Genomic DNA, 12002 nt, shown 5'->3' with positions numbered 1-12002 from the left:
GCGATTAGGTATTTAATTGATTTGCAAATAGAATAATTTTTATGCTAATACGGCTTGGTATCACATTAGTTTTGTGTTAATAATTACAATGAGCCTCTACAATGTTCAATTTTAAAGAAATCATAAGTGTTTCGCTTATTCTATTTTCTGTTATAGATATAATAGGAAGTATTCCAATTATCATAGATCTGCGAAAAAAATTCGGTCATATCCAGTCTGGAAAGGCTACGATAGTATCGGGAGTTATAATGGTGATTTTCCTTTTTTTAGGGGAGAGCATTCTTCAGCTTTTTGGTATTGATATAAATTCTTTTGCCATTGCAGGCGCCATCATCATGTTTCTGATTGGAATGGAAATGATTCTTGGATTGCAGATATTTAAATCTGATCCTGAGGAATCTAAAAGTGCATCCATAGTTCCGATAGCTTTTCCTCTCATTGCTGGTGCTGGCACAATGACCACCTTGGTGTCATTGAAAGCTGAATTTTCTACAGCCAACATTTTAGTAGGGGTGGTTGTGAATCTACTTTTTGTATATCTCGTTTTAAAGACCTGTGGATGGCTCGAAAGGGTAATTGGACAAGCAGGATTTAACGTTCTTAGAAAAGTCTTTGGTATCGTGCTTTTAGCGATTTCAATCAAAATCTTTAAAAATCATTTGATAGCATGATTACAATGTTTACCGACGGAGCAGCGAAGGGTAACCCTGGGCCTGGAGGATATGGGACAATACTTCGATATGGCGAAAAGGAAAAAGAGCTTTCAGATGGGTTTAGAATGACAACCAATAATCGAATGGAATTATTAGCGGTAATTATTGGTTTGGAGGCTATAAAAAAACCTGGCTGGAAGGTATTAGTTGTATCTGATAGTAAATACGTAGTTGATGCTGTTACTAAAGGCTGGCTAATGGGTTGGGTGAAGAAAGATTTTAAAGGGAAAAAGAATAGAGACCTTTGGGAAAGGTACCTGAAAGCTGCCGTTTCTCATGACGTTAGATTTCAGTGGGTGAAGGGACATGCCGGACATCCAGAGAATGAAAGGTGCGATCAACTGGCTGTAGAGGCCGCTGAACGAAAAAATTTGAAAGTAGATGCTGCTTTTGAGAATGGAATCACCTGATGTTTTATTTTAGTGTATATATATCATCATTAAAGGACGAGAGATGAAAATGAATAAAGGATTTGTTTACTTAATTTTTGCAGCCGTTGTAATTGGATCAATGGTTATCTATTTCAAAATTGAGCGCGAGCGCAAATTAGAAAATCCAAACTTGACAGATTTGGCTACCGAACCAGATTTATTGATGAATACTGCAGATCGTACTTTGCAAGATCATAAATCGCTAACTGCCATTAAGTTTTTGGAAGATGCGATTAAAATGATGAAGATCCTGGAGAAAGATGGTGATAGTATAAGTACACAAGCGATTGAAGTTGCCATTTATGACCTTGAAGTCGTTGAAGGCCACATTAAAGCAGAAGATATTAATGAGGATTTAATGTATGAAGCATTCGCAGATGCAATGAACTCATTGGCATTTGCATCACTAAGAGTTTCAGAGCAATTCATTAGAGAAGGAAAGAATGAGGAAGCAAGAGTTACAATTAACCACGCAATGGATCATTTACAGAATTCAATACGTTTTGCGAAAGGAAAGCAGAAAGAAGATGAAATTAAAATTGCTGGCCACTTACAAAGACTTATTGACAACCACTTAGACAACGATATTTCTCAAATAGATAAAGTGATGGCAGAGATTGACTCTGTTGTGAAAGCCCACGTTATAGAATAATTAATAGAAAGTAGGTTCAACTTCTCTCTCTATAAAAGTAAGCCCAGTATTAGTTAGTTCAGCTAGTACAGGCTCATATATTTCTTTTTTAATAGGGACATGAACACCACTTAGGTTGATTTTTCCTTTGAGGATCAACTTTGCAGCTATGGCTAATGGCAGTCCTACCGTTTTAGACATAGCTGTATTGATTTCATCGTCTCCTAATGTTACCATACTGGATTCGATTTGACGATGCTCACCTTTTGAGATAAAGTTGAATTTGTGCCACATCACAATCATATCCTTGTCCTCTGTTTCTAGTGTCCACTTCTTTTTTAGGATGTGTTCTAATATTTGTGCTGGAGTCCCTTTGTTCAAACCTATTGGCTCCTCATCAAAAATACCTAGCCACTTTAGTTTAAACATGATGCCATTATCCAAATCAAGATTCAGATAGTGGGCTAGTTTCAGCTCCACTGAGTCGTTAGGATTATAGGATAGAAATGAGTTAAGGAATTGTCTATGAGTCATCTCAGAAACATTCTCCATCTCGTAGGTATCATCCGTCGCGCCGAGTTGCACAAATACATCCCAGGCTGAGCAGTATCCAGGCCGTCTAAGCGTACCACGATAAAGTGTTTTGATACCTCTAAGGTTGTAGATGTCTAAATATGCAAGTGAATCTCTATTCGCATAACCTTCGAAATATCCATGATCAGGGATATAAATGGTTTCTGTTCTCCTGAACAGTTTCTGATATGGAATGTATTTATATCTGCCTTCTTGAATAAACTTACAGCTTCCTTGACCCGCTAAGACGACGTTTCTAGGATTCCAGGTAAACTTATATTTCCATGGATTGTCACCTACTGATTCTTCAGCTACTAGGCCGCCAGTAAACGTTTCAAATCCAGTTAACTCACATCCATCTTCTCTAAGCTCGTCAAGAACTTTCATTGCAGACATATGATCTATTCCAGGATCTAATCCCATCTCCATGATCATTAATTTGCCAGCGTTTTTAAACTGTCCGTGTAGCGATTTTATTTCCTCTGTTAAGTAAGAAGCTGTGAGAAAGTGCTTCTTTAGTTCGGCGCACTTACGAGCTACATGAATATGTAAAGAAGCAGGCAGCATTGAAATGATCAAGTCATTGCCACTTACAAGGTTGTTTAGCAGTTCAGCATCAAAAACATCAAAAGGTACTGCATTTGCATTATCATGACCATTGATTTTAGTCTTAGCTAATTCAAGATCTTTTTCAGCAATGGTGATAGTCCAATTTTCGTCGATGCTATGCTTGAGTAGGTAATTGATAAGTGCGGTAGAAGACTTTCCCGCTCCAATGATCAGGATATTTTGCATCCGGCAAATATGTGTTTATCGTAAATCTTAAGAAAAGACTATTGGATTTTTTTATTCACAATCGTGCTGCTCGCCTGATCAGTAGGCAAAATCAACAGATCTCCAATGGTAACGTGTTGGGGCCTACTGAGGACAAATTCAATGGTTTCTGCCACATCATGAGCAGTCAATGGAGTGAAATTTTCATAGACTTTGCTCGCCTTCTCTGAATCTCCTTTAAAACGTACTTCACTAAATTCTGTCTCTACCAGTCCAGGATCAATGGAAGAAACTTTTATGTGATGTTCATTGAGATCCATTCTCATTCCTTTAGTAAGCGCATCAACGGCGTGTTTTGAAGCACAATAGACATTGCCTTTTGTGTACACTTCAAGCCCAGCAATCGAGCTTATATTGATAATGTGTCCTTTTTTTCTTGCTACCATGCCATCAAGCACTGCTTTACTAACGTATAGCAGTCCTTTTACATTGATGTCCAACATGGCATCCCAATCTTCAGTACTACCTTCATGGATAAGGTCTAACCCATGGGCATTGCCAGCATTGTTTATGAGTACATCTATTTGCTTCCATTCTTCAGGAAGGCTTGCAAAAGCATCAAATACAGCCTTTCTATCACGAACATCGAATGAGAGAATCTGGGATTCGTTTTCTAGTTCATTTTGCAGCACTTCCAGTCGTTGTTTCCTTCGACCACATATTATAAGCCTATAGTTTTTTGAAATTAAGCGTGCAGTAGCTTCTCCTATACCACTGGTTGCTCCGGTAATTAATGCGATTGGTTGATTCATGCTAGCCTTTGCCTTTTCCTCCGCTTTTAAGACGTTTCTTTTGTCGCGTTTTAATTTTATTATTTCCCTTGTCAGTTTTCCCAAGTTTTCTTTTACCGCCAGGTCCACCTTCAAACGTGACAAAAATTCCCAAATTTTGAGTTGTCAATCTACTTAAACCTACGCTGAAATCATTTGGATCATCTGTAAGCATGTTTCGTAAACCATAGGAATATCTTATTTCTGGCGAAAACTTAAAGAATGGATAAAAAATGTCAAGCCCCACACCCACATCAATGGCTAATTGCCAGTTCCTCAATTCAAGTTTTTGTGTCACATCTTCTTCATCACCTTTTCCAGATGCCTCAAGAGATGGATTGATGCCAAATACCGTGTACATGGCAATGTTGCCTCTTCTGGCAGATTTATACTTTAATAAGAGAGGTAACTCTACCATAGTTGCATCTTTCAGCTCATTCTGTGTAATACCATTCGTAAAACGATAGTCTAAGTCGTACTCATAAAATCCAACTGTAGGCAGTAGGCGAAAATCTAAGTACTGGGAGACCTTCATATTGATTACAAATCCTAATTTAAATCCACCTCTATTTCCAGGGATTATTGAATGGACCGTGTCCATTGCTGGTGACGTGAAAAAATCGGAATGCTTGATTACAAACTTCGATGAATGAACGCCAATCAAGAATCCATAATGGATCCATTGATCTTCATAGTTCAAGAGATTGTCTTTAGGATTGTTTTGAGCAACAGAAGATTGTGCTAAACCAAAAAGTAACAAACATGCGAGGATTATTTTTCTCCCACGTATATAGAGCTGATGCCTAGTGTTAATGGTTTGCATTTAGTGTTTTTATATCCTGTTTTTTCCAGAATTTGAAGAAAGTCGTTGCCGTAAGGAAACTCATTTACAGATTCTGGTAAATATGTATAGGCGGCATTATCCTTAGAAACCACCTTTCCAATCTTCGGTAATATCCAACGAAAATAAAAATTATATAATTGTTTGAATGGAAATACCGTAGGTTTTGAGAATTCTAGAATAATAGCCCTACCTCCTGGGCGCAAGACGCGATTCATTTCGGAGAGCCCTTTTTCCAAATTTTCAAAGTTTCTAACTCCAAATGCAACGATTACAGCATCAAACTTATTATCATCGAAGTGAAGGTTTTCTGAATCTCCGGATTGCATATCTATGATGTCAGCATATCCCTTTTTCTTCATTTTCTCTCTGCCTACGTTCAACATCCCTTCAGATATGTCAACGCCTATTACCTTTTCCGGATTGAGCTTTAATGACTCTATTGCAAAATCTCCTGTTCCGGTGGCTATATCAAGTATCTGCTTAGGTTGGAGATCGGAAAGCATTTTAATTGCCTTTTTTCTCCATCTAATATCGATTCCAAGGCTTAGAAAGTGATTTAAAAAATCATATTTACCGGAAATGCTGTCGAACATCTCTGCAACCTGCTTCTTCTTCGCATCCGACTTATCTTTGTAAGGTAGTACCGTCATAATTGCCGCAATATTAGTGGATTAAACCCGGGGTACAGCCTAATTGTTATCAGTTTCTTCACAATGCAGATAAAATCAGCAGAATTTGTAAAAAGCAGTCCGAATGTGACTGAATGTCCTGAGCCAAAATTGCCGGAATATGCATTCATCGGGCGATCTAATGTTGGAAAATCCAGCTTGATCAATCACATAACGAATAGAAAAAAACTTGCTAAGACTTCTTCTACACCTGGAAAAACGCAGTTGATAAATCATTTTTTAATAAACGAGAATTGGTACTTGGTAGACTTGCCTGGGTATGGATGGGCTCAAACCAGCAAGGTCAATAAAGCTGCTTGGAAAAAAATGATAAACACATACTTAGAGGAGAGACAAAACTTAGCTTGCGTTTTTGTATTGGTTGATATCAGACATGAACCACAAACCATTGATTTAGAGTTTATGCAATGGCTGGGGGAAAATCAAATTCCATTTTCCATTGTTTTTACTAAATCGGATAAGCTTGGTAAAACTCAAATTCAGTCAAATACTGCGGGATATAAAAAAGAATTGAGGAGAACTTGGGAAGAGCTCCCTCCAACATTTACCACATCATCGGCAGAACGTATTGGAGGTGAAGAAATCTTAGATTTTATTGATCGAATTAACGATAGCTTACGCTAATTTTTTAGGAGTTTACTTGATGGAAAAAAGTGCACTTTCGATTCAACATCTTTGCCATATCGTTTTATAAATCCGGGACCTTCTGAATTGTAAGAATAGCCGGATGTGGATCCGGAAAAACAATCATTAAAGTCTACTTTAAAGCTGATGTATCTGAGTTGTCCTGACTCGCTAAATAATAGGTTTTCATAGCTCAAATCAAATCCCTGTTGTTCGCAATCCTTTTTTAGTTCTAAAAGTTTTTCAAGTGTATACGAACTGTCGAATATGACCTTAACATCTTCTTGATTCGATTGGGAGTAAAGGCTGATGAGAATTAGTAGAATTACTTTCATGATTTCTTTTACATATACCTTAATGATAAGTAATTCATAACAATTGCTCAAACTGATTTAAGAATAGATTTTACTTAGATATTTTTGCGGTCCTAAATAAAAATTATAATATGGATTTCAGCGATATCGCGTCAGTTTCAGGAAAGGGTAATTTATTTAAGATAGTACAGCCCACAAGAACAGGAGTTGTATTGGAAAGCATGGATGAGCACAAGAAGAAAATGGTAGCCACTATGCATAACAAAGTGAGTATCCTATCAGAAATTTCTATCTACACAACAGATTCAGAAGGAGCTGTACCTCTGGAAGATGTTATGCGCAAAATCCATCAAGAATTTGATGGCGATACGGATCTTGATAAGAATAGTAGTTCGGAAGAACTGAAATCTTTCTTAAAATTCGTTCTTCCCGAATATGATGAATCCCGTGTTTACGTTTCAGATATCAAAAAATTGGTGAGCTGGTATGGTCAAATAGTCAAAGAAGCGCCAGAAGTATTGGCTGAAAAGAAGGAAGAGAAAAAAGAAACCAAGAAGGCAGCTAAAAAACCTGCTGCTAAGAAGGAGGAGAAAAAAGGTGAGTGAGATAAAATTTAAGTTCCGGGTTCGGTGGGCAGACCTAGATCCCAACGGGCATATGCGTCATACTGCTTATAATGACTATTGTGCGCAGGCTCGTCTCATGTACTTTGAAGAAATAAGCATGCCTTTTCAAAAGCTGCTGGCAATGAATGTAGGGCCAATTCTATTCAGAGAGGATACACGCTTCTTCAAGGAGATCAGAATGAACGAAGAATTTGAAGTAGGTTTTACAATTTCTAAACTTAGAAGAGATGGGTCGAAATGGTCTTTCCGACACAATATCTATACAAAGGATGGAGATTTGTCGGCAAAAATAGATGTCGATGGCGCTTGGTTGGATACAGTAAAGCGAAGAACTACCATTCCTCCGAAAGAATTGAGTGAAATACTCGTTGACTCTATTAAATCAGAGGATTTTCAGTGGATACCAGATAAGGTCAAAGCCTAATCAATATCATCTGGGATTACACAATCGGACCTTCTGCGTGTATCAACTAAATGGAAAATTTTCCAAGCTCCATCCTGATTGATCAAATGGAAAGCGTCAACTCCACAATGTGAAAATTGATCATCAATATAAAAAGCATAGTCGACCCACACTTGGGCTAGATTACCGTCTATTTCAACTTTTTCATTCCAAATAGGCTCATTCCAAACTTGTTCTTTTGGTTGACCAACCGCATTTACAAATCGCTGAAAATCACCTGTAGCAAGAATAGATTTTCCTTCTTGATTTATATAGGCTGTGAATGTATTTGGATTATCAGTAAAAGATTGCTTGAGTAATGTACTGTCGTTAGTTCGCATTGCTTCGAAAACTTGATTGATCACGGCCATTACCTCGTCCTTTTGGTCCTGTGCGGAGCAATGAATTGAAACTATAAAGAGTAATAGGGTTAATATGTTTTTCATGTCTCAGATTTTAAGATTTTTACACCTTGCAAATGCTATTAAGATATGGATGAAGTTACACTAGTCCTCCAGAGTTATCAGCTTGTTAGAAAGGATTTCGGATTAGAGGACGAAATGGGATTTGAAAAAGAGAATATCTCCTTTGATCGGTTGGAAGAATATCTAACCAAACAAGTAAACTACCTGTTAGACAATGATTTAGGCCGGCTTCTTAATGCATTGTATCGAATTGATATACCTGAAAACACAACGAAAGAATTACTTCAAAACTCCAAGCAAGGTGAAATTGCTCGGAATTTAGCTCGCGCAATAATTGAACGTGAAAAGCAAAAAGTTCTTACGAGACAGAAGTATCGGCCTTAATAAATGACATTGCATGCTCTACCATATTGGGAGATCCGAGATATAGAGGCGTACGCTGATGAAATGCCGTTGGCTGTATTTCCATAATTCTTTCAGTACCATTAGTGGCAATACCACCCGATTGTTCTGCAATAAAGGCAAGCGCATTGCATTCATAAAGCAATCGTAATTTGCCATTCGGAGCCTTGTCAGTGTTGGGATATAGGTAAACGCCACCTTTCATCATGTTTCTGTGAAAGTCAGCAACTAATGACCCAATATAACGTGCAGTCATTCCCTTTTTCTTGCAGTCATCAACATACTCCCTAACCCATTCGTCAAAAGCAAAATAGTTCCCTTCGTTAATTGAATATATTTTGCCGTCTGCTGGACACGTCATGTTATCATGGGAAAGAACAAATTCTCCAAGGCTTGGCTCTAAAGTAAATCCGTGTACACCACGACCTGTAGTATATACAAGAATAGTTGATGATCCATAAAGAATGTATCCTGCTGCAACCTGCTCAGTTCCTTTTTGCAAAACATCTTCTTCTTGGACAGGGCCTCCTACTGGAGATATTCTCTTATAAATTGAAAAGATCGTTCCTATCGATACATTAACATCGATATTAGAACTTCCATCTAATGGATCTATAGCAACAACATATCGGCAATTGGGATTGAGATGGATGATTTCTTGCTCTTCCTCAGAAACGACTGCACAAGTCATTCCACCATTTTTTAATGCTCTGGTAAATCGAATATCGGCTATTACATCCAACTTCTGTTGATCTTCACCTTGAACATTTTTTTCACCAAATCCGCCAGTGATGTCCAACAATCCTGATTTGTTCACTTCCTTGTTAATGATCTTTCCTGCAAGAGCTATGTCTCTCAATAATTGAGACAATTCTCCAGTTGCAGAAGAAAACTCATCTTCTTTTTGCTTAATAAAGCGGTCTAAGGTTGTTCCTATAGGTAGGCCAAGCTTACTTTTGTTCATAGAAAGGGTTAGTTCAGGATTAATTTTTGGATTAAGCCACAAAATTAAGTCATTCACGAGTTATAACGTTTGCATAATGCAGATTTTCAAGTTTGGAGGTGCGTCAGTTAAAGATGCTATCGGAGTAAAAAATTTAGTAGAAATAGTTTCATCGTATACTGATGATAAGGTAGTGGTAGTAGTATCTGCAATGGGAAAGACCACTAATAAACTTGAAGAACTTGTCAAACACGCATTAGCAGGTGAAAATTATTCTGTTTCGTTGGAAGAATTGAAGTCATATCATCATGAAATTGCCAATGAACTTTTGGGTGAATTGCCCGAACGGTATCTGAGTTTTGAGAAGTCTCTAGAAGGTACACTTGCTGATTTGGAACAGTATGATTCAATGTTGGCATACGATAAAGTTGTCCCACATGGTGAATTAATGTCTACTTCAATAATAGAAGCATACCTAAATAAGAATGCGAATAGTGAATGGTTTGATATAAGATCAGTAATTCGTACAGATCAGTACTTTACTGAGGCCAATGTTGATTGGGTAGTAACTGAAAAACAAATAGCTAAAGATCTTAAACCAATTGCTGAAAAGAGTATTGTGGTTACACAAGGCTTTATTGGTTCGGATGTTGAAGGTAATACGACAACACTGGGGCGGGAAGGATCGGATTTTACTGGAGCGATTTTAGCGTATTGCTTAAATGCTGATGGATTTACTGTGTGGAAAGATGTGCCTGGAATATTAAATGCAGACCCAAGGATATTAAATAAAACGGAGCAATACGAGAAGTTAAGCTATAGAGAGGTTACAGAAATGACCTACTATGGAGCGCAAGTTATTCACCCAAAAACATTAAAGCCTATTGCTCAAAAAAGTATTCCATTGATTGTGAGGTCATTTTTGGATCGATCTAAAGATGGGACAACAATTGCTTCGGAGAACACGACTAAGACGATTCCATGTTTTGTTTTCAAAGGGAATCAATTGTTAGTTACGGCCCAAGTAAAGGACCATAGTTTTATGAATGAGAAAAAACTAGGGTTGATATTGCAAGTGCTTGATTTATTGAATATCAAAATCAACCTGATGCAGAATTCAGCATTGACATTCTCTTTTTGCATTGACAATAAAGAATTTAAGTCAAGGCGAATTAAAGAACTATTGAATCGCGATTTTATCCTCTCATTTGATAGTCCTCTCAATCTTGCAACGATCAAGAACTATACTTCAGAATCATTCAATATGCTGCCTGAAGATAGATCAATTATCATGGAGCAAAAGACAGCCAATAATTATCAGGTATTATATCGCTAAGTGTACCTTTTTAAGGTGTTGATTATTCCTGATAGGTAAGAGGAGCCAAATAGGTTAACATGAACTAGCAGTGGATATAAATTATGAATGTCCACTCTTTCATCAAATCCACTTTCTAGCGGAAAAGCTTCATGATAACAATCATAAAATTCTGGTGAAAACCCACCGAATAGCTTTGTGAACGAAAGTTCAGTCTCTCGGTGACCATAATGTACTGACGGATCAAATATTGCTGCAAATCCTGATTTTTCAATCATGAAGTTGCCACTCCATAAATCTCCGTGCAGCAAAGATGGCTTTTCGTCTGGAACCAGGTCTTCCAATCTACCATACAGCAATTCAAATTGCGAGAGGAGATCTGTTGGAACCAATTGTTTTTTACTGGCAAGATTTAGTTGAGGTATTAGTCTTTCATTAATGAAAAACTCCGACCATCTGATGTGTTGTTTGTTTGATTGTCTGAGGCTGCCAATAAAGTTGTTATGATCAAGCCCAAAGTGGGCTGCAGACTTTTTGTGTTGAAATGCCAGGTTTACTCCAAAATCTTTCCAAAAATTGGATGCTTGAGCTCCTTTATCAATCCAATTAGTCAATAAATATGATTTGCCTTCTATAATTCCTTGTCCGATTACTTCGGGGGACTGGAGTTTAGATTCTGTATTTAAAATATCTAACCCTTTAGATTCTGTAGCGAACATATCATTTAACTCCTCTCTATTCCATTTTAGGAATAGAGAGGAGTCTTTTATTTCTATTTTATATGCATTATTGATGCAACCGCCAGAAACAGATGATATAGAAAGGGTATTTTCTGAATGAGATAAGTGTTTGGCTAGTATTTCATGAATGAATTCATTCATAGATTATGTTTTTCCCTTAGGAATGCTAAAAAATTATCAGTAGATCGATCTAAAATTTGATAAACTTCTTCGAATCCATTCATCCCTCCATACCAAGGGTCGGGTACATTTTCTCCTTTACCATTTGGATCAAAATCTCTCATAAGAATTAATTTCTCTGGTTCATTACCCATTTGACTGATCATATTCTGATAATTTGAGTGATCCATAGCAATTAGATAATCAAATTCATTCTGATGATGAATTTTGAATTGCTGACCTTTATGAGAAACAGGGATGCCATGTTTGGCTGCTATTTCGACTGTTCTTGGATCAGGATTTTCTCCAACATGATAATTTGCAGTTCCGGCTGAGTCAGTAGCTAAAACAGCTGTTAATCCTTCTTTTTCTATCTTTTTCTTGAAAATTGCTTCGGCGAGAGGAGACCTGCAGATATTGCCCAAACAGACAAATAAAACTTTTATCATAATAGGGGGTTACTTTATTTGTGTTACTAGTATATATCTAATGCATAACACAAATTTATTCATACACCTGTTTGACAA

General features: G+C 37.3%; 17 protein-coding genes. 8 read left to right on the top strand and 9 right to left on the bottom strand.

Annotated elements, in window-relative coordinates; all coding sequences use genetic code 11:
- The first annotated feature begins 101 nt into the window (after positions 1-101).
- Genes ACY650_RS02970 through ACY650_RS02960 form a run of 3 tightly spaced genes read left to right on the top strand, consistent with a single transcriptional unit; the run spans position 102 to position 1796 of the window.
- Positions 102-671 (top strand): MarC family protein, encoded by a 570-nt coding sequence (locus tag ACY650_RS02970; protein ID WP_462251585.1) that lies wholly within the window; start codon positions 102-104, stop codon positions 669-671.
- Positions 668-1123, top strand: a complete 456-nt coding sequence (gene rnhA / locus ACY650_RS02965; RefSeq protein WP_462251583.1) for a ribonuclease HI — start codon at positions 668-670, stop codon at positions 1121-1123. The genes ACY650_RS02970 and rnhA overlap by 4 nt, the downstream gene beginning before the upstream one ends.
- 43 nt (positions 1124-1166) lie before the next feature.
- The gene (locus ACY650_RS02960; protein ID WP_462251581.1) at positions 1167-1796 is read left to right on the top strand and encodes a hypothetical protein; all 630 of its coding nucleotides are present in this window, start codon (positions 1167-1169) and stop codon (positions 1794-1796) included.
- On the opposite strand, the gene ACY650_RS02955 is transcribed toward ACY650_RS02960, so the two are convergent.
- From ACY650_RS02955 to ubiE, 4 genes are read right to left on the bottom strand one after another with little or no spacing between them, the layout of a single operon-like run.
- The gene (locus tag ACY650_RS02955) at positions 1797-3143 is read right to left on the bottom strand and encodes a saccharopine dehydrogenase family protein (protein ID WP_462251579.1); all 1347 of its coding nucleotides are present in this window, start codon (positions 3141-3143) and stop codon (positions 1797-1799) included.
- A gap of 38 nt (positions 3144-3181) precedes the next feature.
- Entirely contained in the window at positions 3182-3934 is a 753-nt protein-coding gene (locus ACY650_RS02950) for an SDR family NAD(P)-dependent oxidoreductase (RefSeq protein WP_462251577.1), read from the bottom strand.
- 1 nt (position 3935) lies between these two features.
- Entirely contained in the window at positions 3936-4775 is an 840-nt protein-coding gene (gene porT / locus ACY650_RS02945) for a type IX secretion/gliding motility protein PorT/SprT (RefSeq protein WP_462251575.1), read from the bottom strand.
- Positions 4724-5446: a bifunctional demethylmenaquinone methyltransferase/2-methoxy-6-polyprenyl-1,4-benzoquinol methylase UbiE gene (ubiE, locus tag ACY650_RS02940; RefSeq protein ID WP_462251573.1), complete on the bottom strand. Its 723-nt coding sequence runs from the start codon at positions 5444-5446 to the stop codon at positions 4724-4726. Before ubiE ends, porT begins: the two co-directional genes overlap by 52 nt.
- 63 nt (positions 5447-5509) lie before the next feature.
- Here ubiE and yihA point away from each other — a divergent pair, with 63 nt between their 5' ends.
- Positions 5510-6109 (top strand): ribosome biogenesis GTP-binding protein YihA/YsxC, encoded by a 600-nt coding sequence (yihA, locus tag ACY650_RS02935; RefSeq protein WP_462251571.1) that lies wholly within the window; start codon positions 5510-5512, stop codon positions 6107-6109.
- Here the strand turns inward: yihA and ACY650_RS02930 are convergent.
- On the bottom strand, positions 6106-6444 hold the full coding sequence (locus ACY650_RS02930) for a hypothetical protein (RefSeq protein WP_462251569.1): 339 nt from the start codon (positions 6442-6444) through the stop codon (positions 6106-6108). The two genes, yihA and ACY650_RS02930, sit on opposite strands and share 4 nt — an antisense overlap.
- Before the next feature lie 110 nt (positions 6445-6554).
- Between ACY650_RS02930 and ACY650_RS02925 the strand changes: the two genes are divergently transcribed.
- Both ACY650_RS02925 and ACY650_RS02920 read left to right on the top strand, forming a co-directional pair.
- The gene (locus ACY650_RS02925) at positions 6555-7028 is read left to right on the top strand and encodes a DUF5606 family protein (protein ID WP_462251567.1); all 474 of its coding nucleotides are present in this window, start codon (positions 6555-6557) and stop codon (positions 7026-7028) included.
- Positions 7021-7473: an acyl-CoA thioesterase gene (locus ACY650_RS02920; protein WP_462251565.1), complete on the top strand. Its 453-nt coding sequence runs from the start codon at positions 7021-7023 to the stop codon at positions 7471-7473. Before ACY650_RS02925 ends, ACY650_RS02920 begins: the two co-directional genes overlap by 8 nt.
- On the opposite strand, the gene ACY650_RS02915 is transcribed toward ACY650_RS02920, so the two are convergent.
- Positions 7470-7937 (bottom strand): nuclear transport factor 2 family protein, encoded by a 468-nt coding sequence (locus tag ACY650_RS02915; protein ID WP_462251563.1) that lies wholly within the window; start codon positions 7935-7937, stop codon positions 7470-7472. The two genes, ACY650_RS02920 and ACY650_RS02915, sit on opposite strands and share 4 nt — an antisense overlap.
- A gap of 45 nt (positions 7938-7982) precedes the next feature.
- Here ACY650_RS02915 and ACY650_RS02910 point away from each other — a divergent pair, with 45 nt between their 5' ends.
- Positions 7983-8300, top strand: a complete 318-nt coding sequence (locus tag ACY650_RS02910) for a hypothetical protein (protein ID WP_462251561.1) — start codon at positions 7983-7985, stop codon at positions 8298-8300.
- On the opposite strand, the gene fbp is transcribed toward ACY650_RS02910, so the two are convergent.
- Complete coding sequence (gene fbp, locus ACY650_RS02905) at positions 8275-9282, bottom strand: class 1 fructose-bisphosphatase (protein WP_462251559.1); 1008 nt, start codon at positions 9280-9282, stop codon at positions 8275-8277. The two genes, ACY650_RS02910 and fbp, sit on opposite strands and share 26 nt — an antisense overlap.
- Before the next feature lie 76 nt (positions 9283-9358).
- On the opposite strand from fbp, the gene ACY650_RS02900 reads away from it, so the two are divergent.
- On the top strand, positions 9359-10597 hold the full coding sequence (locus ACY650_RS02900; protein ID WP_462251557.1) for an aspartate kinase: 1239 nt from the start codon (positions 9359-9361) through the stop codon (positions 10595-10597).
- Here the strand turns inward: ACY650_RS02900 and ACY650_RS02895 are convergent.
- Positions 10594-11457 carry a fructosamine kinase family protein gene (locus ACY650_RS02895; RefSeq protein ID WP_462251555.1) on the bottom strand — a complete coding sequence of 288 codons (864 nt, stop codon included), beginning with the start codon at positions 11455-11457 and terminating at the stop codon, positions 10594-10596. The genes ACY650_RS02900 and ACY650_RS02895 overlap by 4 nt on opposite strands.
- Positions 11454-11924, bottom strand: coding sequence for a low molecular weight protein-tyrosine-phosphatase (locus ACY650_RS02890; protein ID WP_462251553.1), 471 nt, complete (start codon positions 11922-11924; stop codon positions 11454-11456). The genes ACY650_RS02895 and ACY650_RS02890 overlap by 4 nt, the downstream gene beginning before the upstream one ends.
- Positions 11925-12002 lie beyond the last annotated feature (78 nt).

It is taken from the genome of Ekhidna sp., from assembly GCF_963691765.1.
Classification (GTDB): domain Bacteria; phylum Bacteroidota; class Bacteroidia; order Cytophagales; family Cyclobacteriaceae; genus Ekhidna.
Note: the sequence above shows the minus strand (reverse complement) of the source record. Positions and strands in the feature narration are given on the sequence as shown.

Excerpts from the sequence above, each read along its gene's own strand:
- ACY650_RS02970 (WP_462251585.1), top strand. The coding sequence starts at position 102 with ATGTTCAATTTTAAAGAAATCATAAGTGTTTCGCTTATTCTATTTTCT.
- rnhA (WP_462251583.1), top strand. The coding sequence starts at position 668 with ATGATTACAATGTTTACCGACGGAGCAGCGAAGGGTAACCCTGGGCCT.
- ACY650_RS02960 (WP_462251581.1), top strand. The coding sequence starts at position 1,167 with ATGAAAATGAATAAAGGATTTGTTTACTTAATTTTTGCAGCCGTTGTA.
- ACY650_RS02955 (WP_462251579.1), bottom strand. The coding sequence starts at position 3,143 with ATGCAAAATATCCTGATCATTGGAGCGGGAAAGTCTTCTACCGCACTT.
- ACY650_RS02950 (WP_462251577.1), bottom strand. The coding sequence starts at position 3,934 with ATGAATCAACCAATCGCATTAATTACCGGAGCAACCAGTGGTATAGGA.
- porT (WP_462251575.1), bottom strand. The coding sequence starts at position 4,775 with ATGCAAACCATTAACACTAGGCATCAGCTCTATATACGTGGGAGAAAA.
- ubiE (WP_462251573.1), bottom strand. The coding sequence starts at position 5,446 with ATGACGGTACTACCTTACAAAGATAAGTCGGATGCGAAGAAGAAGCAG.
- yihA (WP_462251571.1), top strand. The coding sequence starts at position 5,510 with ATGCAGATAAAATCAGCAGAATTTGTAAAAAGCAGTCCGAATGTGACT.
- ACY650_RS02930 (WP_462251569.1), bottom strand. The coding sequence starts at position 6,444 with ATGAAAGTAATTCTACTAATTCTCATCAGCCTTTACTCCCAATCGAAT.
- ACY650_RS02925 (WP_462251567.1), top strand. The coding sequence starts at position 6,555 with ATGGATTTCAGCGATATCGCGTCAGTTTCAGGAAAGGGTAATTTATTT.
- ACY650_RS02915 (WP_462251563.1), bottom strand. The coding sequence starts at position 7,937 with ATGAAAAACATATTAACCCTATTACTCTTTATAGTTTCAATTCATTGC.
- ACY650_RS02910 (WP_462251561.1), top strand. The coding sequence starts at position 7,983 with ATGGATGAAGTTACACTAGTCCTCCAGAGTTATCAGCTTGTTAGAAAG.
- fbp (WP_462251559.1), bottom strand. The coding sequence starts at position 9,282 with ATGAACAAAAGTAAGCTTGGCCTACCTATAGGAACAACCTTAGACCGC.
- ACY650_RS02900 (WP_462251557.1), top strand. The coding sequence starts at position 9,359 with ATGCAGATTTTCAAGTTTGGAGGTGCGTCAGTTAAAGATGCTATCGGA.
- ACY650_RS02895 (WP_462251555.1), bottom strand. The coding sequence starts at position 11,457 with ATGAATGAATTCATTCATGAAATACTAGCCAAACACTTATCTCATTCA.
- ACY650_RS02890 (WP_462251553.1), bottom strand. The coding sequence starts at position 11,924 with ATGATAAAAGTTTTATTTGTCTGTTTGGGCAATATCTGCAGGTCTCCT.